General features: G+C 71.0%; 27 protein-coding genes. 6 read left to right on the forward strand and 21 right to left on the reverse strand.

Annotated features, from left to right (window positions below; translation table 11 throughout):
• Positions 1-22: 22 nt before the first annotated feature.
• Complete coding sequence (locus AB0M01_RS25775; RefSeq protein ID WP_363673750.1) at positions 23-922, forward strand: alpha/beta hydrolase; 900 nt, start codon at positions 23-25, stop codon at positions 920-922.
• Between the two features lie 104 nt (positions 923-1026).
• Here AB0M01_RS25775 and AB0M01_RS25780 read toward each other — a convergent pair whose 3' ends face one another.
• The 4 genes from AB0M01_RS25780 to AB0M01_RS25795 all read right to left on the reverse strand — a co-directional run bounded on the left by AB0M01_RS25780 (position 1027) and on the right by AB0M01_RS25795 (position 4832).
• Positions 1027-1455: a hypothetical protein gene (locus AB0M01_RS25780; protein ID WP_363673752.1), complete on the reverse strand. Its 429-nt coding sequence runs from the start codon at positions 1453-1455 to the stop codon at positions 1027-1029.
• 9 nt (positions 1456-1464) lie between these two features.
• Positions 1465-2139 (reverse strand): TetR/AcrR family transcriptional regulator, encoded by a 675-nt coding sequence (locus tag AB0M01_RS25785; protein WP_363673754.1) that lies wholly within the window; start codon positions 2137-2139, stop codon positions 1465-1467.
• Between the two features lie 81 nt (positions 2140-2220).
• Entirely contained in the window at positions 2221-3510 is a 1290-nt protein-coding gene (locus tag AB0M01_RS25790) for a VCBS repeat domain-containing M23 family metallopeptidase (RefSeq protein ID WP_363673756.1), read from the reverse strand.
• Between the two features lie 11 nt (positions 3511-3521).
• Entirely contained in the window at positions 3522-4832 is a 1311-nt protein-coding gene (locus AB0M01_RS25795) for a VCBS repeat-containing protein (protein WP_363673758.1), read from the reverse strand.
• Between the two features lie 156 nt (positions 4833-4988).
• Here AB0M01_RS25795 and AB0M01_RS25800 point away from each other — a divergent pair, with 156 nt between their 5' ends.
• Positions 4989-5573 (forward strand): hypothetical protein, encoded by a 585-nt coding sequence (locus tag AB0M01_RS25800; RefSeq protein WP_363673760.1) that lies wholly within the window; start codon positions 4989-4991, stop codon positions 5571-5573.
• Positions 5574-5643: 70 nt separating this feature from the next.
• On the opposite strand, the gene AB0M01_RS25805 is transcribed toward AB0M01_RS25800, so the two are convergent.
• From AB0M01_RS25805 to AB0M01_RS25815, 3 genes are read right to left on the reverse strand one after another with little or no spacing between them, the layout of a single operon-like run.
• Positions 5644-6345 (reverse strand): GAF and ANTAR domain-containing protein, encoded by a 702-nt coding sequence (locus AB0M01_RS25805; protein ID WP_363673762.1) that lies wholly within the window; start codon positions 6343-6345, stop codon positions 5644-5646.
• A gap of 52 nt (positions 6346-6397) precedes the next feature.
• Positions 6398-7078: a haloacid dehalogenase type II gene (locus AB0M01_RS25810; protein WP_363673764.1), complete on the reverse strand. Its 681-nt coding sequence runs from the start codon at positions 7076-7078 to the stop codon at positions 6398-6400.
• 4 nt (positions 7079-7082) lie between these two features.
• Positions 7083-7844: an SDR family oxidoreductase gene (locus AB0M01_RS25815; RefSeq protein ID WP_363673766.1), complete on the reverse strand. Its 762-nt coding sequence runs from the start codon at positions 7842-7844 to the stop codon at positions 7083-7085.
• 52 nt (positions 7845-7896) lie between these two features.
• Here AB0M01_RS25815 and AB0M01_RS25820 point away from each other — a divergent pair, with 52 nt between their 5' ends.
• The gene (locus tag AB0M01_RS25820) at positions 7897-8514 is read left to right on the forward strand and encodes a TetR/AcrR family transcriptional regulator (protein WP_363673769.1); all 618 of its coding nucleotides are present in this window, start codon (positions 7897-7899) and stop codon (positions 8512-8514) included.
• Here AB0M01_RS25820 and AB0M01_RS25825 read toward each other — a convergent pair.
• Positions 8478-8966: a hypothetical protein gene (locus AB0M01_RS25825; RefSeq protein ID WP_363673771.1), complete on the reverse strand. Its 489-nt coding sequence runs from the start codon at positions 8964-8966 to the stop codon at positions 8478-8480. The two genes, AB0M01_RS25820 and AB0M01_RS25825, sit on opposite strands and share 37 nt — an antisense overlap.
• Positions 8963-9277, reverse strand: a complete 315-nt coding sequence (locus AB0M01_RS25830; RefSeq protein ID WP_363673773.1) for an STAS domain-containing protein — start codon at positions 9275-9277, stop codon at positions 8963-8965. Before AB0M01_RS25830 ends, AB0M01_RS25825 begins: the two co-directional genes overlap by 4 nt.
• A 141-nt stretch (positions 9278-9418) precedes the next feature.
• On the opposite strand from AB0M01_RS25830, the gene AB0M01_RS25835 reads away from it, so the two are divergent.
• Genes AB0M01_RS25835 through AB0M01_RS25845 form a run of 3 tightly spaced genes read left to right on the forward strand, consistent with a single transcriptional unit; the run spans position 9419 to position 12059 of the window.
• Positions 9419-10120, forward strand: a complete 702-nt coding sequence (locus AB0M01_RS25835; RefSeq protein WP_363673775.1) for a response regulator transcription factor — start codon at positions 9419-9421, stop codon at positions 10118-10120.
• Positions 10117-11481 carry a HAMP domain-containing sensor histidine kinase gene (locus tag AB0M01_RS25840; protein WP_363673777.1) on the forward strand — a complete coding sequence of 455 codons (1365 nt, stop codon included), beginning with the start codon at positions 10117-10119 and terminating at the stop codon, positions 11479-11481. Before AB0M01_RS25835 ends, AB0M01_RS25840 begins: the two co-directional genes overlap by 4 nt.
• Positions 11478-12059 carry a GerMN domain-containing protein gene (locus AB0M01_RS25845; RefSeq protein ID WP_363673779.1) on the forward strand — a complete coding sequence of 194 codons (582 nt, stop codon included), beginning with the start codon at positions 11478-11480 and terminating at the stop codon, positions 12057-12059. Before AB0M01_RS25840 ends, AB0M01_RS25845 begins: the two co-directional genes overlap by 4 nt.
• Here AB0M01_RS25845 and AB0M01_RS25850 read toward each other — a convergent pair whose 3' ends face one another.
• From AB0M01_RS25850 to AB0M01_RS25905, 12 genes are all read right to left on the reverse strand, one after another.
• Positions 12060-12518: a nitroreductase family deazaflavin-dependent oxidoreductase gene (locus AB0M01_RS25850; protein WP_363673781.1), complete on the reverse strand. Its 459-nt coding sequence runs from the start codon at positions 12516-12518 to the stop codon at positions 12060-12062.
• 85 nt (positions 12519-12603) lie between these two features.
• Entirely contained in the window at positions 12604-14001 is a 1398-nt protein-coding gene (locus AB0M01_RS25855; RefSeq protein ID WP_363673783.1) for an MFS transporter, read from the reverse strand.
• A 45-nt stretch (positions 14002-14046) separates the two neighbouring features.
• Positions 14047-14679 carry an ATP-binding cassette domain-containing protein gene (locus AB0M01_RS25860; RefSeq protein WP_363673785.1) on the reverse strand — a complete coding sequence of 211 codons (633 nt, stop codon included), beginning with the start codon at positions 14677-14679 and terminating at the stop codon, positions 14047-14049.
• The gene (locus tag AB0M01_RS25865; protein WP_363673787.1) at positions 14673-15461 is read right to left on the reverse strand and encodes an ATP-binding cassette domain-containing protein; all 789 of its coding nucleotides are present in this window, start codon (positions 15459-15461) and stop codon (positions 14673-14675) included. Before AB0M01_RS25865 ends, AB0M01_RS25860 begins: the two co-directional genes overlap by 7 nt.
• Positions 15458-16291 carry an ABC transporter permease gene (locus AB0M01_RS25870; protein WP_363673789.1) on the reverse strand — a complete coding sequence of 278 codons (834 nt, stop codon included), beginning with the start codon at positions 16289-16291 and terminating at the stop codon, positions 15458-15460. The genes AB0M01_RS25865 and AB0M01_RS25870 overlap by 4 nt, the downstream gene beginning before the upstream one ends.
• Positions 16288-17259, reverse strand: a complete 972-nt coding sequence (locus AB0M01_RS25875; protein ID WP_363673791.1) for an ABC transporter permease — start codon at positions 17257-17259, stop codon at positions 16288-16290. Before AB0M01_RS25875 ends, AB0M01_RS25870 begins: the two co-directional genes overlap by 4 nt.
• Positions 17241-18815, reverse strand: coding sequence for an ABC transporter substrate-binding protein (locus AB0M01_RS25880; protein ID WP_363673793.1), 1575 nt, complete (start codon positions 18813-18815; stop codon positions 17241-17243). Before AB0M01_RS25880 ends, AB0M01_RS25875 begins: the two co-directional genes overlap by 19 nt.
• Positions 18816-18900: 85 nt before the next feature.
• Positions 18901-20229: a 2-isopropylmalate synthase gene (locus AB0M01_RS25885; protein ID WP_363673795.1), complete on the reverse strand. Its 1329-nt coding sequence runs from the start codon at positions 20227-20229 to the stop codon at positions 18901-18903.
• Between the two features lie 193 nt (positions 20230-20422).
• The gene (locus AB0M01_RS25890; protein WP_363673797.1) at positions 20423-21460 is read right to left on the reverse strand and encodes a heavy-metal-associated domain-containing protein; all 1038 of its coding nucleotides are present in this window, start codon (positions 21458-21460) and stop codon (positions 20423-20425) included.
• 92 nt (positions 21461-21552) lie between these two features.
• Complete coding sequence (locus tag AB0M01_RS25895; protein WP_363673799.1) at positions 21553-22005, reverse strand: nitroreductase family deazaflavin-dependent oxidoreductase; 453 nt, start codon at positions 22003-22005, stop codon at positions 21553-21555.
• A 49-nt stretch (positions 22006-22054) separates the two neighbouring features.
• Positions 22055-22741, reverse strand: a complete 687-nt coding sequence (locus AB0M01_RS25900; protein ID WP_363673801.1) for an NAD(P)-binding domain-containing protein — start codon at positions 22739-22741, stop codon at positions 22055-22057.
• Complete coding sequence (locus tag AB0M01_RS25905; RefSeq protein ID WP_363673803.1) at positions 22738-23790, reverse strand: LLM class flavin-dependent oxidoreductase; 1053 nt, start codon at positions 23788-23790, stop codon at positions 22738-22740. The genes AB0M01_RS25900 and AB0M01_RS25905 overlap by 4 nt, the downstream gene beginning before the upstream one ends.
• Positions 23791-23793 lie beyond the last annotated feature (3 nt).

Here is a 23793-nt window from a genome sequence, read left to right on the forward strand (position 1 = left end):
TGGGCGGCGCGACGGTAGGGGCATGGACAAACACAGCGTGACTTTCGACAGCAACGGGTTCGCCCTCGCGGGGGATCTGTACGTTCCCGAGAACGCGGCGGGGCCGGCGATTGTGGTCGGGCATCCGGGGACCGGGGTGAAGGAGCAGGCGGCCGGGTTGTACGCGCGGAAGCTGGCCGAGGAGGGGTTCGTGACGCTCGCGTTCGACGCGGCGTACCAGGGGGAGAGCGCGGGGGAGCCGCGGGGGTTGGAGGATCCGGCGCAGCGCGTGGAGGACTTTAAGGCGGCGGTGTCGTTCCTGAGTACTGAGGTCGATGCTGAGCGGATCGGTGCCCTGGGCATCTGTGCGTCCGGTGGGTACCTCCTGAGTGCTGCTGCGGGCGATCACCGGATCAAGGCGGTCGCGACGGTGAGCGCCGCTGACATCGCTCGGCAGTTCCGCTTTGGTGCCGATGGGACGCAGGACCCGGCGGTGTTCCAGGCGATGCTCGACACCGCCGCTTCCGCTCGTACGGCCGCCGCTCGGGGTGAGGCCGTCGAGCCGCTGACGCTGTTCCCCGCGACCGCTGAGGAGGCGCGGGCGCTCGGTGGGGAGCACGCGGTCGAGGGGTTCGACTACTACCGCACGGCGCGCGGCGGGCACCCGCGGTCGGCCGGGGTGATGCCGTGGTCGAGCTTCGACCGGATGGCGTCGTTCGACGCGTTCGCCGGGGTGGGGCTGATCCAGCAGCCGCTGCTGATGCTCGTGGGGACGCGGGCGGAGACGGCGTGGATGACCGTCGAGGCGTTCCGGCTCGCGACCGAGCCGAAGCGGGTGCACTGGGTGGAAGGGGCATCGCACGTGGATCTGTACGACAAGCCCGAGTACGTCGACCCGGCGATCAAGGAGCTGGCGGCGTTCTACGCGGCCGGCCTGAGCTGACGGTGGAGTCCGGGCGCTCCCGCCGCGGCCTCAGCTGACCGCCCACGGGCGGAGCTTCTCCGGGTTGCGGACGCACTGGAAACTCGCCGGAGGTGCAGCGCTGGTCAGGACCAGTTGTTGCCGGCTTCGAGGCGGAGGGCGAGGAGGTGTTTGAGGGGCATTGACTCGCCGTCGCGGGCGCCGAGGCCTACGGTGAGGGGCGGGTCGGAGGGCTCGATCTCGACGCCGGAGAGGCGGGACTTGAGGCTGGAGTGGACGCCGAGCAGGTAGAAGTTGCCTTCGGCATCGACTGCGAGGGACTTGTTGCGTTTGAGGTACCAGCCGGTGAGGTTGGTGCGGTAGCTCGCGCCGGAGCTGATGACCTGGGCGCGGAGGGGGCCGGGGGTGATGCCGGCCGCCTGGGCGTCGGCGACGAAGTCCAGCAGCAGGGCTCGGGCGGCGGCGGTTTCGGTGGCGCGGCGGCGGTCGAGGGCGGCGGCTTGTTCGGCTGCGGCCTCGCGGCGGCGGTCTCGCCAGCTGGGTTCGCTCTGCACGGGGTCAGCCTAGGGCTTGGCCTGGGCGAGCAGGCCGTCGACCAGGGCGGTGAGGCCCTGGGCGAAGGTGTTCGCCTGAGCGATCTCACCCCACTGCGGTGCGACGGCCGTCAGGTACGGGAGGTGCTCGCTGCCGCCGCCGGTGAAAGGGCTGTTCTCGGCGGGTGGGAAGTCGGCGTCGGGGTGCCGGCGGGCGGTGTTCGCGCGGACCAGGATCTCGCCGACGGTGAAGTACCAGATGTTGCGGAAGACCAGGACGCCCTGCTCCGGCGTACAGCCGTGGTCGGCGGCGCCGGCCAGGATGGTTTCGACCACCCACAGCGCCGGGTCGCCGATGCGGGCGATGAAGCCGTCGGTGGTGAGCACCTCGGCGGCCCACGGCCACGCGGCGAACGCGTCGTGGATGAGGACGCCCGCCGCGACGATCCGGTCGCGCGGGTCGGCGGGGAGTTCGGGGCGCGGCAGCTGGGCGGCGTACTCGGTGAGGAGCAGGAGGAGCAGGTCCTCCTTGTCGCGGACGTGGTGGTAGAGCGTCGTCGCGCCGATTCCGAGCTCGCCGGCCAGCCCGCGGATGGTCAGCTTCTCCCAGCCGTCCCGGTCGATCAGCCGCCGCGCCGCCGCGAGGATCTCGGGGCGGGACGTCACCGGGGGACGCCCGGTCTGACCGGCTGTGGATCGTGGCACGCCCCCATCATGTCACTGCGCTCAGAGGTGGAGCGGCTGACGGCGCCGGGGGCGTGGCACCGTCAGCCGGTCACATGGGGGTCAGTAGCTGGCCAGCCGGTACCCGGTCCAGCCTTGCCCGACGTCCTCACCGGTGTTCAGCGAGCCGGTGCCCTTGCCGAGCCACCGGAACAGGTGCCCGTCGCTCTCGCGCACGGCCACCAGATCGGCCTTGCTGTCGCCGTTCACGTCCATCACGTTGAACTTGCCGAAGTTGTCCCAGCCGGATCCGACCTCGGTGTACGCCGCGAAGGTCCCGTTGCCGTTGCCCTCCCAGAAGTACAGCGTGCCCGCGGCGTTGCTGCCCCACAGGTCGCCGTCCCCGTCACCGTCGGCGTCCCCGCCGGCCAGCGTCGTGATCGAGGACCAGCCTTCACCGATCCGGATCCGCTGCCCGAACGAACCGGGCCCGGCGCCGGGGTACCAGTACAGGATCCCGCCGTCGCGCGCGACGATGTCGGCCTTGTCGTCCTTGTTGACGTCGAGGACCGCGAACCCTTCCAGCGAGTTCCACCCGACGCCCTCGGCCGCGAGCTTCGAGTAGCTCCCGGCGCCGTTGTTGAGCCAGTAGTGCAGCTTCCCGTCGGTGGAGGTCGCGTAGATGTCGGCGTACCCGTCGGCGTTGCTGTCACCGACACCGATCCGGTTGTACGCCGACGACCAGCCCGGCCCGATGTCCGACGAACCGCCGAACTCGCCGTCGGAGCGGCCGGGGTAGAGCCGCAGCACGTTGCCCGGCGAGACGGCCAGCAGGTCGTCGTACCGGTCGCCGTTGACGCTCTCGGCCGGACGGTTGGTGACGCCGCAGTTGTAGCTCGTGAAGAGCGGGCCGTTGTAGTCGAAGCTGTACGTGACCAGCTGCCCGTGCAGCTCGATGTGCTGCTCGTTGCCGTTGTAGAGCTGCGCGTAGTGCAGGTGCGGTCCGCTCGCGTTGCCCACGGCACCGACTCGGCCGATGAACTGGCCCCGGGCGACCTGCGTGCCGCTGGCGACGTCACGCGAGCTGAGGTGCCTGTACTCCGACGTCCACCCGCCGCCGTGGTTGATCGTGATCACCCCGGCCGCACCCAGCGAAACGACACCGGCCGCGCTGGCGACGACGGGCTTGCCGAGGTCGTCGTCGCCGGAACCCCAGTTGAAGTCGAGCGGGTAGTAGTTGTCCCCGCCGTGCCCGGTGTACGTCGCACCGTTCCACTTCTCGCCGCACGGGAACGGCAGCTCGAAGTCCGGCTTCGCGTCGACCTGGGCCGACGCGGGCAGGCTGACCGCCGTACCGGCGACGGTGAGCAGGGTGAGGGCCAGTCCGGCCAGAGAACGCTTGAACAGGCTCATGGTCGGCGTCCTCAGAACATCGCGGGTCGGTAGTTGGTCCAGCCCTGGCCGACGTCCTGGCCGGTGTTCAGCGCACCGGTGCCCTTGCCGGTCCAGCGGAACAGGTGCCCGTCGCTCTGCTTGACCGCGACCAGGTCGGCCTTGCCGTCGCCGTTGACGTCCATCGCGTTCATCGGGCCGAAGCCGGTCCAGCCGCCGCCGACGTCGACGCGGGTCGCGAAGGTGCCGTTGCCGGCGCCCCTGTAGAAGAACAGGTTGCCCGCGGCATCGGTCGCCCAGAGGTCGCCGTCCCCGTCGCCGTCGGCGTCACCACCGGCGAACTCCATGTTCGCCCAGCCCTCGCCGATCTTGATCCGCTGGCCGAAGTCGCCGTTGCCCTGGCCCGGGTACCAGTACAGGAACCCGCCGTCGCGCCCGACGATGTCGGCCTTGTTGTCCTTGTTGAGGTCGACGACCGTGAACCACTCCAGCGTGTTCCAGCCGGTGCCGGAGTTGGCCAGCTTGGTGAAGGTGCCGTGGCCGGAGTTGTGCCAGTAGTGCAGCTTGCCGTCGGTCGACGTCGCGAAGATGTCCGCGGCACCGTCGGCGTTGGAGTCGCCGACGCCGATCCGGTTGTAGTACGACGACCAGCCCGGCCCGATGTCGGCCGAACCGCCGAAGGTGCCGGTCGCGTTCCCGGGGTAGATCCGCAGCGTGTTGTCCGGGTCGACGGCCAGCAGGTCGTCGTACTTGTCGCCGTTGACGCTCTCGGCGGCCTTCGGCGCGACACCGCCGCTGGTCCACCACGTCGTCTGCTTGCGCGCGCCGGGCCAGCTGAAGCTGAAGTGGATGTGGTCGGTGTGCGGGTTCGGGCCGGAGTAGGCTCGCCAGCCCTCGCTTGCCCGGGAGGCCGACCAGATCTTGTGGTTCCAGATCAGGTAGACGATGCCGAGCCGGCGGGCGATCGCGTGCTTGTTGCCGTACTGGTCGGTGGCCAGCATCCAGTTCAGCAGCTCGTTGGCCTTGGCCAGCTGGGTCGCGTTGCCGGCGTTGAAGCCGAAGTCGAGCGCGCGGCCGTCGTGGTGGTCGCTCGGTGCGCCGACCGCGCACGGGCGGGTGATGCCCATGCTGTTCTGGCCGGGGTACTCCGCGTCCAGCATCGCCTGCAGGCTAACCGGTCCGGCCTTCGCGGTCGGGTCGCAGCCCGGTGCCGGGGCCGCCATGTAGGGGTCGATCGCGGCCGGGAACGTCGGCGTCGGTGGGACGGCGACCGCTGCCGGTGCGGTGCTCAGGGTGGCCGCGAGCACGGCGGCGCCGGCGAGGCCGGCCAGGAGTTTCTTCACGGTTTGCTCCACTGGGTCGGGCGGGTGTGTGGTGCTGGGACTGTGACCCGCCCGTGCGGAGTTCGAGAAGTGTTTCTGCAGCAACGTGCAGGCGGGAATTGATGCAGCACAAGGGGTTTCGGCGCGCCTCGGCGCATCCGCCGATAGGATCGGCCCATGACGCAGCAGCCGCCGTACCAGCCACCGCAGTACGGTCCTCCGCCCCGCAACCGGGGGCCGTTGATCGTGATCGGGGTGCTCGGACTGGTGGTCGTTGTCCTGATCGCGCTGACGCTGCTGGTGGTGATGCGCAACGACGACAGCGGCGCGGAGTCGGAGCCGACGCGTGGGCCGCGGAACCCGGACGCTGTCGCCTTCCACCGGGTGGTGACCGCGACGCCGGACGGGTGCGCGACGCCGCCGTCGACGCCGGGGATCGTCTGTGGGGTGGACAAGACGAGCTACACGCTGGGCAAGGTCGAGCTGAACGGGCGGAACGTTTCGGATGCGGCCGAGAAGTTCTCCAACGGGTCGTGGGTGGTGACGCTGCAGCTCGACGAGGCCGGCAAGAAGTTGTTCGGGGACCTCACCGCCGACCTGGCCACGAAGAGCCCGCCGGCCAACCAGATCGCGATCGTGGTCGACGGTCAGGTGATCAGCGCGCCGTCGGTGGCCTCGGCCATCCCCGGTGGGGAGATCGAGATCTCCGGGCAGTTCACCCAGGACGACGCGAGGAAGCTGGCCGACTCGATGGCGGGGTGATCAACGCGCGGGCCGCTGGGTGGTCAGGTCGGAGGGGCGGGCGGGCCGACCAGCGTTGCAGCGTGCGTGATCAGCGCGGCAGCGTGCGGGTGTCGACGAGCTGCTGCGCGACGTCGCGCAGCTTGGTGTTGGTGTCCTGGGAGTAGCGCTTGAGGATCGCGAACGCGCGGTCGCTGTCGACGTCGAAGCGTTCCATCAGGATGCCCATCGCCATCCCGACCAGCTTGCGGGCGTCGATCGCCTGCGCCATCGTCTCCTCGTGCCGCGCGGTCGCGACGGCGACCGTCGCGTGCCGGGCGAGGATCTGCGCGATCGCCTCGTCGTCGGGCCCGAACGCGTCGGCGTCCGGACTGTAGAGGCCGAGCGCGCCGACGGTCCGGGAGCCGTCCCCGAGCATCAGCGGTACGTCGAGCACGCTGCGCACACCGAGCCCGGAGACCTTCGCGGCCCACTTCGGCCAGCGCTCGTCGGTCAGGGTGTCCCGGATCAGGATCGTCGAGCGCTCCCGCATCGAGGTGATCAGCGGGCCGTCCTCGGCGTCGATCTGCAACGTGTAGACGTCGGCGACGACCGGGTCGGTCACGGCGGCGATCTCAGCGCGGTGCCCGCGAGCGGCGAGCGCCAGCCCGGCGTACGTGCAGTTCAGCGCCTGCAACGCGAACTGCACCACCGCGTCGACGGTCTCGTCGACCCCGGACGCGTCGTGCAGCTCCACCGCGAGCCGCGCGAACACGTCGGCCGCCACACCGTTCACAGGGTCGAGCGTCGCCACATCGGTCTCCCAGGTCCGCCTTGTCGTTGACCCCATTTTGCCCCACCGGCGATCAGGTCACCGGGAGATCCCGCTCCAGAATCGAGTCGGTCAGCACGGCCAGGTCGCCGCCGACCAGGTCGGGCCGCGGTCCGTGCGGGCTGAGGACCATCCCCGGCCGGCTGATGAACGCCGCCTTGCACCCGGCCTCGAGCGCACCGGTGACGTCCCAGCTGTGCGCGGCGATCAACCGGACCTCGCCGATCGGTACGCCGAACGCGTCCGCCACCGCCTGGTACGGCTCCCGCGCGGGCTTGAGGTGCCGCACGGTGTCGGCGGAGATCACCCGGTCGAAGTACTGCCGGATCCCCGCGTTGGTCAGCTGCTGCTCGGCGACGTCCTGCACCGAGTTCGTCAGCGCGACCAGCCGCAACGGCGTACCGGCCAGGCGCGCCAGCGCCTCGGGGACCTCGGGGTGCGGCGGCAGCGACGACATCAGGGCGACGGTCTCGTTCACCTGCTCGTCGGACAGTACGACGCCCTGCCGCTCCGCGAGCATGCGGAGCGCCGCCTGCTGCGCGGTGGTGAAGTCGACGTACGCGCCGGTCAGCCCGCCGACGAACGCGAGCTGCAGCATCTGGCCGAACCACAGCGGCCGGGTGGCCGCCGTACCGAACAGCTCCTCGAAGCGGGGATCGAGGGCCTGCAGGTCGAGCAGTGTCTCGTTGACGTCGAAGGCGAGGACGTGGGTCATGCGATCAGCTCCGCGCTCTCGAAGGGGCGTTCCAGATCTGGCCGGACGCGTCGCCGCCGAGCTGGTCGACCAGCGCCCGCGCCGACTCCTCGGGGGTGATCAGCCGGCCCTCGGCGTGCGTGGTGAGGAAGCGCTCGTGCGTCGCCGCGTCGAGGCGGCCGCCGCCTTCGCTGCGGATACCGGCCTGCATCGCGGTGTCGACGGTCCCGGGACGGTAGACGTTGACGGTCACGCCGGTGCCGCTCAGCTCGGCGGCCAGGTTCAGGGTGTGCGCCTCCAGCGCGGCCTTGGTCGCGACGTACGCGTTGCCGCCGATCAGGCTCGCGGGGTTGGCCACGACGCCGCTGCTCACGTTGACGATCCGGCCCCAGCCGGCCGACAGCATGCCCGGCAGGACGGCGAAGGTCAGCGTCGCGGGACTGACGACGTTCAGCGCGAAGGCGTGGGCCCAGGCCTCCGGGTCGACACGCGCGCTCGGGCTGAGCGGGGCGACGGTCGCGGCGTTGTTGATCAGCAGGTCGATCGGGCCCTCGGCAACGATCTTGTCGAGCAGGGCCGGGACGTCGGCGGGTTCGGCCAGGTCGGCGGTGAGGGCCCGCGCCGCGCCGCCGCTGCCGTGGATGCGGGCCACGGTCTCGGCCAGCTGGGTCTCGGTGCGGGCGACGAGCGTCGTCCGGACGCCCGCGGCGGCGAGCTGCCAGGCGACGGCCTGGCCGATCCCGCGGCCGGCGCCGGTGACGAGGGCGTGCTTGCCGGACAGACTCACGAGCTGCTCCCGGAAAATAGAGGGCTGGTTCTAGAAATGCTAGCTTAGGGGAGTGGAGCGGAAGCTGACGGCCAAGGGGGAGGCCACGCGGGGCCGGATCGTCGCGGCCGCCGCCGGGCTGATGTACGAGCGGGGTGTGGCGGGAACCAGCACGGAGGACGTGCTCGCGGCAGCGGGGGTGCGGAGCCCTTCGCAGCTCTACCACTACTTCGGGGACAAGCGGGCTCTGGTCCAGGCGGTGATCCAGTACCAGACGGAGTTCGTGCTGAGCTTCCAGAAACCGCTGCTCAGCCGCCTGGACAGCTTCGAGGCGCTCGAGGCCTGGCGGGACGCCGTGGTCGAGCGGCAGGCGGCCCGCAACTGCGAAGGCGGCTGCCCGATCGGATCGCTGGCCGGTGAGCTGGCCGACCGGGACACCCGGGCGCGCGGTGAGCTCGCGGAGACGTTCGGCCAGTGGGAGCAGGCGATCCGCGACGGGCTGGCCTCGCTGCAGGATCGCGGTGAGCTGGACCCGGCGGCCGACGTCGACGAGCTGGCGCTGGTGCTGCTCACCGCGTTGCAGGGCGGGCTGCTGATGACTCAGGTACGGCGGGACACGACCGCGCTGCACGCCGTACTGACGGCGACGATCGACTACCTGCGCGGGTTCGGCTTGATGCCCGCGGCGTAGTTCAGCGCGGTCAGGGTGTTGCGGAGGGCGGCCAGGTCGGGGGCCGGGGTGATCGCGAAGTCGGCGTACAGGCAGAGGGCGAGGTTGCCCTCGGGGGTGCGGCCGGCGACCTCGGGCCGGCCGGTGTCGTCGTCGAGGACGAGCCAGCCGAGGTCGTCGAGCTCGGTCAGGGCGGACGGGCCGGGCTGGTCGTCGCCGGGTGGCAGGACCAGGAGGCCGGCGCCGGTGAGCTCGTCCAGGTACGCCGTGTGGGCGTCGAGCTCGACGACGGCGAGATCGACGTAGTCGACGCCGGCGCGTGGAGTGTCCTCCGACAGGCAGGCGATCGCGACCCCGTGCGGCAGGCAGGTCGTCTGCGGCACCGGCCGGGAGTACGGCGTACCGGGGCGGCGCAGACAGCGGCGGGTCGGGGAGATCGGCAGCGGGCGCCGGCGGGTGTTGCGATGGCTCACGCGGCGGCCTCGACCTCGAACACGCGATCCAGCCCGGTCCGGTGCAGGGCGTCGGCGGCCCGGCGGTTGGCGTGCCGGATCACCACACCGCCGCCGCGGCGGCGGCAGATCCGGTGCGTGTCGAGCAGGGCCTCGAGCAACGTGGACGACATCTGGTCCAGGTCCGAGACGTCGATCACCAGCAGGCACGCGCCGTCCATCACCAGGTCGTTCAGCTGCCATCGCAACGCGGTCAGGCCGGCGGCGACCTCGGCCTCGCTGATCGTCACGATCGCCTTCCGTGGCGGTGGGGTGTGGACGGAGTGTGTCATGGCGGACCTCCCGGCGGCGCTGACAGGGTCTCTCCACTCTTCCGCGCGCACGTTGAGATCGGTCGGGCGCCTTCTTTACGATCAGATGACGAGACCGCCCCCGGGCGGCGGCTGCCACCGATCGGTTGCAAGGATGGTTCGATGGCACTGCAGGTCCTGGTCGTCGAGGACGACGACCGCATCCGCACCGTCCTGCGGCTCGCGCTGGAGGACGAGGGGCACCAGGTCACCGAGGCTGTCGACACGCCCGCGGCCCTGGACCGGGTGCGGTCGGTGATGCCCGACCTGGTGCTGGTCGACCTGATGCTCGGCGAGGTCGACGGCTACACCTGCATCCGGGAGATCCGCCGGCTCAGCGACATCCCGATCGTGATCGTCAGCGCCCGCTCCGACACCCATGACATCGTCGCCGGACTCGAGGCAGGGGCCGACGACTACGTGACGAAACCCTTCCAGGTCAAGGAGTTGACCGCACGGCTGCGCGCGCTGCGGCGCCGGCTGCGGACCAGCACGGAGGCGACCGAACCGGACGTCGTACTGGACTCCGATCCGGTACGGCGGTTGGTGCTGTCGCGGTCGCGCGGGTCGGTGCTGCTGCAAGGCGCGGATCTCAACCTGACGGTCACGGAGTACCGGTTGCTCGCCGAGCTGGCCCGGCCGCCCGGGCGGGTGCTGAGCCGCCCGGCGCTGCTGTCGTCGGTGTGGGAGCACGGCTTCTACGGCGACGAGCGGATCGTCGACGTGCACATCCGGCGGCTGCGGACCAAGATCGAGCGCGACCCGGGGCGCCCGCTGCTGGTGGTCACCGTGCGCGGGATGGGCTACCGGCTGGACCCGCGGTGAACCGCGCGATCGCGGCCCTGGGGCTGCGGCACCGGATCGTGATCGCGTTCGCGCTGGTGGCGCTGCTGGTCTCGACGGTGTTCGCGGTCAGCACGTACGCGCTGGCGCGCGGGTACCTGCTCGGGCAGCGGGAGCGGGTCGTCGAGCACCAGGCGCTGGCCGACGCCGGGTTCGTGCAGCGGCGGTTGGAGACGGCGGGGGCGGACGTGTCGGCCGTGCTGACCGCGGCCGGTACGCCGGCCGGGCACACCGTCGTACTGAAGTGGCAGGAGCAGTGGTACGGGTCGGCGCTGGACGAGGGGCGCGAGGCGGTCCCGGCGGCGCTGCAGGCGGAGGCGGCTGCTGGGAGGGCCTCGACGCAGCGGTTCCGGACTGCGGATGGGCCGGTGCTGGTGGTGGGGGTGCCGTTGCCTGCGGTGGACGGGGAGTTCTACGAGATCGCGCCGTTGAACGAGCTGGACGGGATCTTGCGGCTGCTGAGCAGCATTCTGATCGGCGGCGCGTTCTTGTCGGCCGGCGCTGGGGCTGCGTTGGGGGCTTGGGCGAGTCGGTCGGTGGTGACGCCGTTGAACCGGGTGGCGGTCGCCGCGGCGACGATCGCGGGCGGGGAGCTGGACACGCGGCTGCCGCCGACGGAGGACCCGGAGCTGGCGACGATTGTTGCCTCGTTCAACAGTATGGTCGAGACGTTGCAGCAGCGGATCGAGCGGGACGCGCGGCTGGCGGCTGATGTGAGTCATGAGCTGCGGTCGCCGTTGACGACGCTGGTCGGGAGCGTGGATCTGCTGACGGCGCGCAAGGACGAGTTGCCGGAGCGGTCGCAGCAGTTGCTCGGTCTGATCTCGGCGGATCTGGAGCGGTTCCGGCGGTTGCTGGACGACTTGCTGGAGCTGGCGCGGTCGGACGCTGGGCTTGATCTGGGCTCGGAGGCGACGGTGTCGCTGGGGGAGCTCTTGCGGTACGTCGTTGCCGAGATCGGCGGGGATCCCGCGGTGGTGTCCGGGGTCGAGGGAGTTGAGGTTCGCGGTGACAAGGCGCGGTTGGGGCGGTTGTTCCGGAACCTGGTGGAGAACGCCGATCGGCACGGCGGTGGGGTGACCGGCGTGGTGATCGGGCGGTCGGGGGAGGACGTGCTCGTGTCGGTGGACGACGCCGGAGGTGGGGTGGCGCCGGAAGATCGGGAGCGGGTGTTCGAGAGGTTCGCGACCGGGCCGAATCGGCGCGGGTCCTCGTCGGGGACCGGGTTGGGGCTTGCGCTGGTGGCGGAGACGGCGGCTGCGCATGGTGGCGCGGTGTGGTGCGAGGCGTCACCGGCGGGTGGCGCGCGGTTCGTCGTACGGCTGCCGGAGGTGAAGCGATGAGGCTGCGGTGGGGGCTGGCGGTCGTCGTACTGGTGGTTGGTGGGTGTGGGGTTCCTGCGCAGGACTCGCCCGTGGGGATCGACCCGGAGGTGGTGCCGTCGCGGTTGCGGGAGACGGCTTTGCCGCGGGAAGCGTCGCCGCCGACCGCGGAGCCCGGGCAGGTGAGCGTGGTGGTGAACTTCGTCCGCAAGGACCGGTTGGTGCGGTCGGTGCGTGAAGTCCCGAACGGCCCGGCCCAGGACCGGCTCGCGGCGATCGTCGCCGCGCTGGTCGCCGGGCCGACCGAGCGGGAACGGGCGAGCGGGATCTCCTCGGCCTTGCCTGTCGGTCTGGAGCTGACGGTCTCGGCGCTGGAGGGGAGCCGCGCGGTGATCGGGCTGACCGGCGAAGCCGACGGCTCGGCGGCGGAGAACGTGCTCGCGGTCGGGCAGATCGTGCTGACGGCGACGGCGATCCCGACCGTGAAGGAGGTCAGCTTCGAACGCGACGGCCTGCCGGTCGAGGCGCTGCTGGCGGATGGAGCGCTGACGATGAATCCGCTGACGGCCGCGGACTACGCGGCGCTGCGTGCGGGGTGATCAGTCGTCGTACGCGAGCCGGACGAGGGGGAGCCGGTCGGCGATGTCCGGTGGGAGAGGTTCGTCGCTGGTGAGGTCTTCGATGCCGAGCACCTTGCCGAGGGCGCGGGCGGCTCGACGGTGGTGTTGGCGGTAGTCCTCCAGCGTGCTGCGCGCCTCGTCTGCGGGGAGCACTTCGGCGTGTGCGGCGACGTCGACCCGGCGGCCGGTCCAGACGCGCACCGCGGGATCTGCCTGCACGTTGCGGAACCACTGCGCCTTTCCCGCGTAGCCGGAGACGACGGTGACTGCCTCTGGGGTGCGTCCGACGACCTCCAGTACGACGTACCGGGCAAGACCTGAGCGGCGGCCGCGGTGCTGGAGCATCAGGACGCGGGGGCCGAGCAGGCCGCCGAGGCCGTGCTTGAAGAGTGGGATCGGGGCGCGGGCCAGACGGCGGGGGAAGCGTTTCGGGGGCACGCGTTCCACCCTGCCACTGGTTTCAGTGGGCCTCAGGTCGGAGCTGGCGGTGCGTGTCGCCGGCGAGGGGCTGGTGGTCAGCAGCTCAAGCATGACGCTTTGCGCGTGGGAGCGCAGTTGCGGCGATCACCACGGCGACCAGTAGCACCGCGGCGCAGAGCATCAGGCCTCGGGCGTACCCATCGTTCAAGGTGGTTGGTGTGATGGTCGCCCCGGTGTGGTGGTGGGCGGCCGTGCCCAGCGCGGCGAGGCCCAGCGAAGCACCGAGTTGGCGGGAGCTGTTGAGCAGCCCGGAGGCGGTGCCGGTCTCGTCGGGGGCGACGCCGGCGGTGGCGGTCGCGACCAGCGGGCCGAGGCAGAGGCCGAAGCCGATGCTGGCGATGATCGACGGGCCGAGGACGTCGGTGAGGAAGCCGCCGCCGACGCTGATCTGGCCGAACCACGCGAAGCCGGTCGCGGTCAGCAGCGCGCCGCCGATCAGCAGCTTCTTCGCCGGGACGAGGTAGCCGAGCTTGATCGCGAGCACCGAACCGACGACGACGCCGAGCGCGAACGGCAGGAACATCACCCCGGTCAGCGCCGGACCGACCGCGAGCACGCGCTGCAGGTACAGCGACATGAAGTAGAACGACGACGCCATCGCCGCGCCGACCAGCAGGTTGTAGGCGTTCGCGCCGGAGACCGCGCGGTTGGCGAAGATGCCGAGCCGGACCAGCGGTTCACGGCGGGTGGTCCGCTCGACCACGACGAAACCGGCCAGCAGCACGACGGCGATCGCGAGCGTGATCATCGTGGTCGGCGAACCCCACGCGTGCCGGTCGGTCCGGACGACGCCGAAGACGAGCGTCGTCATCCCGCCGGTGGCGAGCAGGGCGCCGAGCACGTCCGGCCGCCCCCGCCGTACGCCGGGAAGCCCGTCGGCGACGCCACCGAAGGCGAGCACGAACGCGACCGTCGCCATCGGGACGTTCACGAACATCACCCACCGCCAGCTCGCGTACTGCGTGAGCACACCGCCGATCAGCACGCCGAGCGCACCGCCGGCCGCGTTCATCGCACTCCACACACCGAAGGCGCGGACGCGCTCGCGCCCACTGGGGAAGGTCGTCGCCAGCAGCGCCAGCGCGGCAGGCGCCAGTGCGGCGGCTCCGATGCCCTGGGCGGCCCGGGCCGCGACCAGTTGCCCGGGGTCCTGCGCGAACCCACCGGCCAGCGAGGCCAGTCCGAACAGCCCGAGCCCGGCCAGCAGCAGGTGCTTGCGGCCGTACCGGTCGCTGGCCTTGCCGCCGAGCAGGAGGAGTCCGCCGAACGTGAGCGCGTAGGCATGGATCACCCAGGTGACGCCGGTCGGCGAGAAGCCCAGGCCGGTGGCGATCTCGGGAAGTCCCACGTTCACGACCGAGAGGTCCAGGGACACCATGAACTGCACGACGGCGACCACGGCGAGGGTGGTCGCGGGCTTGTGCTGGAGCTTTTGGAACATGTTCCGAAAGTAGCATCGGAGATCGGCGCCTGCAAGCGGCCGGGGTCAGAGCTCGATGGTCCGCTCGGTGACAGCGGCCAGCAGGTCGGGGTCGTGGGAGATGGCGATGACGCCGATCTCGTGCGTGCGGGCGTGCTCGAGGAGGATGCGCCAGATGCGGGCCTGGGTGAGGGCGTCGAGGCTGGCCGTGATCTCGTCGGCGATCAGGTACCGCGGCCGGGCGAGGAGGGCGCGGGCGAGGTTGACGCGCTGGAGCTCGCCGCCGCTGATCTCGTGGGGGAAGCGGGTGAGCCAGCTGGGGTCGACGAGGTCCGCAGTCGCCGTCCCGGCGGAGAGGAGGTCCGGGGCGTCCGCGCCTGGCCCGGGGGCGGCCGGCCCCTTGGCGACCGGGCCTGTCCCGGGTTCGGCGAGGATTCGGTGGACCGGCCAGTGCGGGTTCATCGCGCGTTCGGGATGCTGGAGAACGAGCTGCACGGGATGCGCGCCGGTGTACGGATCGAGCAGGATCTCGCCGCGCTGCGGTTTCAGGAAGCCGGCCAGCAGTTTGCCGATCGTCGACTTGCCGCAGCCGCTCGGCCCGAAGAGGCCGACCACCTCACCCGGCTCGACCGACAGAGAGGTGCCGCGGACGACCCACTCGTCGGCGTACCGGTACCAGAGGTCCTTGACGATCAGCATGGGAGCTCGAATCCGTTGGCAGGAAGGGCCTTCCACAGGGCCCGGGTGTACGGGTCGCGCAGCTCGCCGGACGTGAAGTCGGCCGGGCGCGCGGTCTCGACGGTCCGGCCGTCGCGGCAGATGACGACGGTGTCCGCAACCTGTACGGCGCCGCCGAGCTCGTGCGTGATCAGGACGACGGCCCGACCCGCGTCGGCCAGCGCGCGAAACTCCTTCAGGACGGCGGCGGCGTCCTCCCGGGGGAGACCGGGCGTGGGCTCGTCGGCGAGGATCAGGTGCGGGTCGGCCATCGTCGCCATCGTGACCAGGACGCGCCGGATCATCCCGCCGGACAGCTCGTGCGGGTACTGCCGCAGGACCTCGGGGCCGAGTCCGCGGTCGGCCAGTGCTTGCGCGGCGACCTGTTGGGGTGCTGGGTGCCCAGCCAGCTGCGCAGACCGGGTGACTTGGCGACCGACCCGACTCAACGGGTCCAGGTAGTCGACCGACTGGGGGAGCAGGACGATCTCTCGGCCTGCCAGGTCACGCCGGTTCGCATGATCGAGCACGCGGCCGTCGTACCGAACCACCCCGGACTCGGTGGCGTTCGGCGGCAGCATGCCCAGTACGGCGTGCGCGAGCAGCGTCTTGCCGGCTCCGGACGCACCGACGAGCGCAACCAGCTCACCACGGTCGGCGGCCAGGCTCATGCCGGACAGGGCGACGACCTCGCGTCGGCGCAGCCCTCGCTCGTACTGGGTGAACGAGACAGTTAGGTCCTCGATGGCGAGCAGCGGGCTCACAGGTGGTGGCTCCTCGGGTCGAGCAGGGCTCGGGTGTTCTCGCCGATCGCGTCGACCAGCTTGACGACGACGAGCAGGCACAGGCCGGGCAGTACGGCGAGCCACCAGGCTCCGGCGGACAGGAAGCGCATCGACTCCGCCAGCAGGACGCCGATCGACGGTTCGGCCGGGTCGACGCCGAGACCGAGGAAGGACAGGGCGGCCTCGTGCAGGATGGCGTGCGGGAACAGCAGCACGGTGCCGACCAGGAAGTGCCCGACGAGCTGCGGTGCTACGTGCCGGCTGGCGATCCACCAGCGGCCGCGCCCGAGCCGGCGGGAGATCATCACGTAGTCCGACGAGACGACCTGACGTGCGTGCCCGCGCAGGACCCGGGTCAGCGACGGCCAGTGCGTCACGGCGACCGCGATCACGACTGCCCGCGTCCCGCCGCCGAGCGCGAACGCGAGCAGGATCAGCAGCACCAGGTGGGGGAGTGCGAGGAACAGATCGACAAGCCACGTCACCGCGCGGTCCACGACCGGGCCGCCGACCGCCGCCGCGCATGCCATCAGCATCGCCAGCAGGCCGGAGACCAGCGCCGCGCTGACGCCGACCACCAGACTCAGCCGCAGTCCGGACAGCACCCGCGCGAGCATGTCCCGTCCGAGCCGGTCGGTGCCGAACAGATGCTCCCAGGACGGACTGAGGTTGCGTGCCGCCAGCTCGGTGGTGCTCGCGGCGTCGACGGACAGCGTGCCCGCGACGGTCACGCCGATGACGACCACGAGCGAGATGGCGAGATAGCCCAAGGTCCGGCTGCGCCGGCTGATCACGAGCAGCTGGTTCATGCGAGCCGCCGTGTTCTGGGGTCGAGCCGGGTGTGCAGTACGTCGCCGAGTTGGTTACCGACGTACACGAACAGCGTGGTGAACAGGGCGATTCCGAGCAGCAGCGGGACGTCCTGGCCGAGTGCCGCCGCGGTGGTCGCGGCCCCGAGGCCGGGGTACGAGAAGACCTGCTCGGCGAGCAGCGAGCCGCCGAACAGCTCGCCGAGCGAGCTGAACTGCAGCAGCAGCGCCGGGCCGGCAGCGTTGCGCAGTACGTGGTGGACGACGACGCCTGTGGTCCGTTCTCCCTGTGCGCGAGCGAAGGCCACGTAGTCGCTCGCCATCGTGACGCTGACGGCCTGCCGCGTGTGCAGTACGACGGGCGCGACGCCGACCAGGCTCAGCGTGACCGCCGGCAGCAGCAGGTGGTGCAAGCGGTCGAGCAGGCTCACCTCACTGGCGATCTCCCCGACCGGTACGGCGCAGCAGACCGGCGTCCACTGCAGCGAGACCGAGAACGCGTACAGGAGGAGCAGCCCGACCCAGAACGTCGGCGCCGACGCGAGCGTGTACGCCCACCAGGTGATGACGCGGTCGGTGAGCTTCCCGCGCCGGAGGCCGGCCAGCAGACCGAGCCCGAAACCGATCACGCCGGACAGGCTCCAGGCGACCGCCATCAGCGCGAGGCTGGTCAGGAACTTGCCGGCGATCACGTCGACGACCGGCTGGTTGAACGTGTGGGACTGCCCGAGGTCGCCCCTGACGACCTGGGACAGCCAGCTGGTGAACCGCTCGACCGGCGGGTCGTTCAGCCCCCAGCGTTCGGCGATCTGGGCACGCTGCTCCGGACCGATCGCCGCGATGTCGGCGCCGACGTACGCGTTGACGGGATCGACCGGCGAGCCGAGCATCAGCGCGAACGACGCGACCGCGACCGCGAGCAGCAGCAGGACCAGCCGCACCAGGCGGGTCAGCACGTCCACTTCCACCGCGCGATCCCGGCGGTGATCGGCCAGCCGTGACCGTGCGGCTCGATCTGCGGCGTCCCGAGATCGAGGCATTCGCTGACGAAGTACGTGTGCTCGAGATTGACCAGCCAGGCCCAGGCCGCGTCCTGGCCGAAGCCCTTCTGGGCGGCCTTCCAGTGCGCGGTCGCCTGCTCCGGGTCGGTCGCGCTCATCGCGGCGTCCAGATCCTTCTGTACGGCGGCGTTCGCGTAGTAGCCCGGGTTCCAGTACTCGACGCCGGCCTGCGTCGACGAGTACAGGTTGTACATCTCGGTCGGGTCCTGGCTGCCCCAGCCGAACAGCACGGCGTCGGAGTGCAGCCGCTGGTCGATGACCTCCCAGCTCACGCCCTGCGCCTTGATCTGGAGGCCGAGCGGCTTCACCATGTCCGCGACGCTCAGCGCGAGGCCCTGCCGCAGCGTGTCGTCGGCCGGGTACAGCAGCGTGAACGCCGCCTTGACGCCGTTGCGCTCACGGACGCCGTTCTTGTCGATCCAGCCGGCGTCGGTCAGCAGCTGCTTGGACTTGCCGGGGTCGCCACTCTCGATCGCCGACGACGGCTCGTACCAGGGCAGGCCGTCGACCGGCCCGGTCGCGGGCGAGCCGAACCCTTCCAGGACGCCGTCGACCAGCGCGTCGCGGTCGAGGGCGACGTTGATCGCATGCCGGATCGCCTTGTCGGAGGTGACGTTGTTGCCGATCGGCTGGCCGTCCTTGGTCTTGCGGCCGGTGTCCGCGACGTACGGGAACATCACGCCCCGGTTGTCGACCGACTTGACCGGCGTCAGCTTCATCCCGGCGATCGCGGTCGTCGCCAGGTTCGACGGTACGGCGGCCAGCGAGGTCTGCCCGGCCTTCGCGGCGGCCAGCGTCGCGTCCTCGCCGGTGAAGGTGAACACGACGCGCTCGAAGGCCGGCTTCGGGCCGTAGTACGACTCGTTGCGCTGGACGATCAGCTGCTGGCCCTGGTCCCACTGGACGAGGGTGAACGGGCCGGAGCCGATCGGCTTGCGGGCGTAGTCCTTGCCGTGGGCGTGCTGCGGCACGATGCCGAGCGAGACCAGCCGGTTCACGAACGTGCTCTGCGGGCGGTGCAGCCGCAGCTCGACCGTGTCGTTGTCGATGGCAACGGCCTGGCGGAGCGCGGTGACGTCGGTCAGCCCGCCGGACCTGCTCGCGGTGGTGAAGGTGTAGGCGACGTCCTGCGCGGTGACCGGCTTGCCGTCGCTGAACTTCGCGTCGGTGCGCAGGTCGACGGTCCAGACCAGCCCGTCGGCGCTCACCGTGTGCCGGGTGGCCAGGTCGTTGACGATCTTCAGGTCGGCGTCACGGGCGAGCAGCGTCGACTGGAACAGCGGTGACCCGTACCGGCCCCAGCCGAGCGTCGGGTCGTAGCCGTCCTCGGACTCGCCGCCGATCGCCAGCCGAAGTTCCTTCGGTGTGCCGCCCGGCGCCGCGTTGTCGACACCCGCCGTACACGCCGTCGACACCATCAGCAGTCCTAGTACGGCTGACGCCGCCCTCACCCCACGCAGCACCGGATCCTCCTCGGTCCATCTGCGACTCGATCGCAGAAGTCGAGGGAAACCTAAGCGGTGATCGGGGGTGAGGGCAACTGCTGGGTCAGGATGCGGAGACCTGCTGGTACAGGGCGTGCAGCTCGGCGGGGGTGGCTTCGCTGCCGGTGCTGTCGGTGTGGCGCTGGACGTGACGGGCGAAGGCAGCTTCCTCCTCGGGGGTGAGGGTGAGGCCGTACTCGGTCTGCAGCAGGTAGGCGATGCCGCCCTTGCCGGACTGGCTGTTGACGCGGATCACGGCGTCGTACGTGCGGCCGAGGTCGGCCGGGTCGATGGGCAGGTAGGGGACGTCCCACGGGTGTTCGCGTTCCGGTACGCCGGCCGCCGCCGCGCGGCGGGTGTGCTCGGCGAGGCCCTTGCGGATCGCATCCTGGTGGGTGCCGGAGAACGCGGTGTGGACCAGATCGCCGACGTACGGGTGCCGGGCCGGGACCGGGAGGCGGGTGCAGTACTCGACGGTCTCGCGGATCCGGTCGATGTCGGAGAAGTCGATCATCGGGTCGACGCCCTGGGTGTACAGGTTGAGCGCGAGGGTGGCCAGGTCGACGTTGCCGGTGCGCTCGCCGTTGCCGAAGACGCAGCCCTCGACGCGCTGGGCGCCGGCCAGGACGGCGAGCTCGGCGCAGGCGATGCCGGTACCGCGGTCGTTGTGCGGGTGCACGGACAGGATCACGCTGTCACGGCGATCGAGGGACTTGTCCATGTACTCGATCTGGTCCGCGTACACGTTCGGCGTCGCGACCTCGACGGTCGCTGGCAGGTTGAGTGTGACCGGGCGATCGGGGGTGGCGTCCCACCGGTCGGTCAGCCGGCTGCACAGCTCGAGGATGAAGTCGGGCTCGGTGAGGTTGAAGACCTCGGGGGAGAACTGGAAGCGGATGTTGTCGCGTCCTTTGCTCAGCCTCAGGATGTCCTCGGCCGCGGTGAGCACGAGCTCGGTCAGCTCGGCGCGGGACCGGCGCAGGACGACGTCGCGCCACAACGGCGCGGTGGCGGCGTACAGGTGGACGACGACCGGCGTACGGAGGTCGCGGACGGACTCGAGCGTGCGCTCGATCAGCGCCCGCCGGGCCGGGGTGAAGACGACGGTCGTGACGTCGTCGGGGACGTCGGTCAGCTGCCGGACGAAGTCGAAGTCGGTCTGCGACGCGGACGGGTAGCCGACCTCGACCTCTTTGTAGCCGATGGCAACGAGCAGGTCGAGGAAGCGGCGCTTGCGGGCCGGGTCCATCGGCTCGGCCAGCGCCTGGTTGCCGTCGCGCAGGTCGACCGGGACCCAGAGCGGCGCGGTGGTGGTCCGGCGGTTCGGCCAGTCCCGGGTGATCTCGGCGACCGGGACCCGGTCGAAGGCGGAGCGGTAACGGTGGTTCGGCATCGGCGAAGCCTGCTGCCGGTTCCAGCGGTGGTCCATGAAGAGTGTCCTCGCGGGCAAGAGCTCGGGGACCGGCGCACACCAGCACTCCACGGAGGGGCGCCGGTCGAATCAGCTCCCGCCGTGGCGGCTGAGAAGAAGAAGGCTCCGGGACACGGAGGTGACTCTAGTACACGGCCGTGTCCTTTGCGCGTGACTATCCGGCCGGTACGACGGTGTAGCCGTGGTCGCGGATCGCGGCGAAGCAGGTCTCCTGGACTTCCGGGGTGGGGAAGGCGGCGGTGACGCGCTTGGTGTCGAGGTCGATGGTCGAGCCGGTGACCCCGTGGGTCTGGAGGACGCCGGTGATCGTGTTCGTGCAGTGCGAGCAGGTCATGTCGGGGACCTCGAACACGACGTCGTCGGGAACGGTCATGGTGGTGGGCTCCTGTCCTACGGTGACGGTGTCGAGCAGGGTGACGAAGGTGTCGACGAAGAGGCCGACCAGGCCCGGGAGCAGGGCCGGGTGGGTGGTGGTCATGTTGGCGAGGCATCTCGGGGTCTCGCCGGTGGGGAGATCGGCGTACTGCGGGAGATCGGCCGTGGCGATCGCCTCGGCTTTGAGGGCGCGGAGGACGGTCGTCGACTCGGCGGTGTAGCGGAGGGCGCCGGTCGCGGTGCGTTCGAGGGCGATCGGGATCATGCCGCGGCGGAAGGTCGACGACTGCAGACCCCAGTACCAGGTGTTGGCGACGACCTGGAAGATGCCGGCGTCGCGGAGGGTTGTCGCGAAGGCTGCCGGTTCGTCGTACGGGGTGGCGAGGTAGGCGTGCTGGACCAGTGCGCGGGCGGTGGTCTCGAAGCCGATGGCGAGGATCTCGCGGGGGTCGACGTCGGTGGTGGTCGCGGTCATCACGCGACGGTCGTGCGGGTTCAGCGGGGTCGCTGCGGGGAGCGCCTTGCGGAGGGCGAGGGTGGTCTCGCGCGCGACGACGGGGACGATCGGGCCGAGGGCGCTGCAGTGGGCGACATTCAGTACGCCGGTGCTGTCGTGCCAGGTCAGGCGATGGGTCGCGCTGGTGGCGACCGGGGTGTCGAGGTACGCGCGCTGGACGGTCGTCAGGCTGCCGTCGGGGGAGAGGCCGGTGATCTCCGGGGTGGCGGTCCAGGGCGTCGGCTGGTCGAGGACGGGCGTCCAGGCAGTGAATGCGTCGGCGAGGATCTGGGCGGCCGCTGCGCGGTTGTAGTCGGTCACATCGCCTCCCCGGGGGACTCGCTTCATTCTCCCGGGGAGGGGGCGGCCTCGCTGGTCACGCCGCGTGTCCGCCGGTCAGGCCGGCAGGTGCCTCACCGCCGGGTGAGCCGGATGACCGGGTACTCGCGCTCCGACTTCTCCTGGTACTTCGCGATCCTCGGCTGAGCCTCCGCGATCTGCTTCCACGCCTCCGCACGCTCGGCTTTGCCGAGCCGCTCAGCACTCACCGGTACGGCGGGCTGCCCCGCGAACTCAACCGTGACCTGGTCCGGGTGCGCCGTCAGGTTCGCGTGCCAGTCCGGGTGCTGACTGCCACCGCCCGAGGCGACCACGAGCCACGCGTCACCATCGGGAAACCAGGCCAGCGCGGTCGCCCGCGGCTCACCACTGCGCCGTCCGATCGTGTTGAGCACGAGCACGTCCATGCCCATCATCTGGCCCTTGCCGTCGCGGATCTTCCGCGCGGCCCGCGCGCCCATCGTGCGCTGCAGCCAGCGCGAGAAGCGTCCCGGTGTCCCCGGCTTGCGTTCCACCTGCTGAGTCATGCCGACGACGCTAGAGGTCACGCACCCCGGGTCGCTTCTCGATTCCTGATCACCTGCGCGCGGCGGCGATCTCCAGCCCCAGCTCGCTGCCGGGGAAGCGGTCGATCATCTCGCGCAGCTCGCCGGCGCCGACGTTCGCACCGAACGCCTCGGCCCGCGGCTGCAGCCGTACGCCGGCCGCCAGGTCGTCGAGCACCACGGCATCGAAGCCGAGGTCGTCGACCAGCTCCGCGACCACGGCGACGTCCGACGGGTCGTCCCCGGCGACCGCGATCGCCTTGCGGCCCGGCGTACCGGACGGGCGGGAGCCCTCGTCGAGGTCGTGGTAGCCCATGTGGTTGAAGCCCTTGACGACGCGGGCGCCGTCGAGGAAGGCGGCGACCAGCTCGCTGGACGACGTCCGCGGGTCGGTCAGGTCGGCGCGGTGGCCGTCGATCTCCCACCAGTAGTTCATCGCGTCGACGACCAGCTTGCCGCGCAGCTGGTCGACCGGGAGCGCCTGGTACTTGCCGAGCGGCAGCGCCAGCACGACGAGATCGGCCTGGGCCGCCGCCTCCACCGCAGTGGTGGCGACGGCACCGGGGACCAGGATCTCGACGGTGAGCGCGATCTTGCCCGGGGCACCGGAGCCGGCGATCAGCACTTTGTAGCCTGCGGCAACGGCCAGCCGGCCGAGCACGGTGCCGACCTTGCCGGCGCCGAGGATCCCGATGGTGTGCACGCCGGCGGCGGTCATGCCTGCTCCACCGGGGTCAGCTCGGCCAGCCGCTCGCGGACCTGCGGGATCACCTTGCCGCCGAACAGCTCGACCGCGCGCATCCGCGCCCCGATCGGCTGGGTGCCGCTGGTGTAGATCAGGTCGAAGCGCCCGACGCCGACCGCGCTCACCGCACGGGCGATCTTGGCCGCGACGGTGTCCGGCGACCCGATGTAGAGCGAGCCGTACTCGATCTCGGCCAGGTACTCCTGGCGCTTGATCGGCGGCCAGCCGCGCTGCTGCCCGATCCGGTCCCGGATCACCTTGTAGTGCGGCCAGTAGATCTCGCGGGCCTCCTCGTCGGTGTCGGCGACGAAGCCCGGCGAGTGCATGCCGACCGGGTACGCCGTGGTGCCGAACTCCGCGGCGGCCCGCCGGTACAGGTCGATGTACGGCGCGAACCGCTCCGGCTGGCCACCGATGATCGCGAGCATCAGCGGCAGCCCGTGGTGCGCGGTCCGGATCACCGACTGCGGCGACCCGCCGACGCCGATCCAGGTCTTCAGCCGCCCGGACTCGGTCTTGGGGAACACGTCGGCGTCGGTCAGCGCCGGCCGCGTCGTACCGGACCAGGTGACCGGCTTCTCGTCGAGCAGCTTGACGAACAGATCCGCCTTCTCCTCGAACAGCACGTCGTAGTCGGCCAGGTCGTAGCCGAACAGCGGGAACGACTCGGTGAACGAGCCGCGGCCGAGGATCACCTCGGCGCGCCCGTTGGACAGCGCGTCGACGGTCGCGAACCGCTGGAAGACGCGGACCGGGTCGTCGGAGCTGAGCACGGTCACACCGGAGGCCAGCCGGATCCGCTCGGTCCTGGTGGCGATGCCCGCGAGCACGGTCTCCGGCGAGGAGACCGAGTACTCCGGCCGGTGGTGCTCGCCGAGGGCGATCACGTCGACGCCGAGCTGGTCGGCCACGACGGCCTCCTCGACCACCTGGCGGATCGCCACGGCGTGCGAGACCGGCTTGCCGTCGGCGTCCTGCGGGACGTCGCCGAAGGTGTCGAGTCCGAACTCGAGATCTGTCACGGG

It is taken from the genome of Kribbella sp. NPDC051770, assembly GCF_040681455.1.
GTDB lineage: Bacteria > Actinomycetota > Actinomycetes > Propionibacteriales > Kribbellaceae > Kribbella.

Coding starts and splice junctions, on each gene's coding strand:
- AB0M01_RS25775 (WP_363673750.1), top strand. CDS start 23: ATGGACAAACACAGCGTGACTTTCGACAGCAACGGGTTCGCCCTCGCG.
- AB0M01_RS25790 (WP_363673756.1), bottom strand. CDS start 3,510: ATGAGCCTGTTCAAGCGTTCTCTGGCCGGACTGGCCCTCACCCTGCTC.
- AB0M01_RS25800 (WP_363673760.1), top strand. CDS start 4,989: ATGACGCAGCAGCCGCCGTACCAGCCACCGCAGTACGGTCCTCCGCCC.
- AB0M01_RS25810 (WP_363673764.1), bottom strand. CDS start 7,078: ATGACCCACGTCCTCGCCTTCGACGTCAACGAGACACTGCTCGACCTG.
- AB0M01_RS25830 (WP_363673773.1), bottom strand. CDS start 9,277: ATGACACACTCCGTCCACACCCCACCGCCACGGAAGGCGATCGTGACG.
- AB0M01_RS25835 (WP_363673775.1), top strand. CDS start 9,419: ATGGCACTGCAGGTCCTGGTCGTCGAGGACGACGACCGCATCCGCACC.
- AB0M01_RS25845 (WP_363673779.1), top strand. CDS start 11,478: ATGAGGCTGCGGTGGGGGCTGGCGGTCGTCGTACTGGTGGTTGGTGGG.
- AB0M01_RS25855 (WP_363673783.1), bottom strand. CDS start 14,001: ATGTTCCAAAAGCTCCAGCACAAGCCCGCGACCACCCTCGCCGTGGTC.
- AB0M01_RS25860 (WP_363673785.1), bottom strand. CDS start 14,679: ATGCTGATCGTCAAGGACCTCTGGTACCGGTACGCCGACGAGTGGGTC.
- AB0M01_RS25870 (WP_363673789.1), bottom strand. CDS start 16,291: ATGAACCAGCTGCTCGTGATCAGCCGGCGCAGCCGGACCTTGGGCTAT.
- AB0M01_RS25885 (WP_363673795.1), bottom strand. CDS start 20,229: ATGCCGAACCACCGTTACCGCTCCGCCTTCGACCGGGTCCCGGTCGCC.
- AB0M01_RS25895 (WP_363673799.1), bottom strand. CDS start 22,005: ATGACTCAGCAGGTGGAACGCAAGCCGGGGACACCGGGACGCTTCTCG.
- AB0M01_RS25900 (WP_363673801.1), bottom strand. CDS start 22,741: ATGACCGCCGCCGGCGTGCACACCATCGGGATCCTCGGCGCCGGCAAG.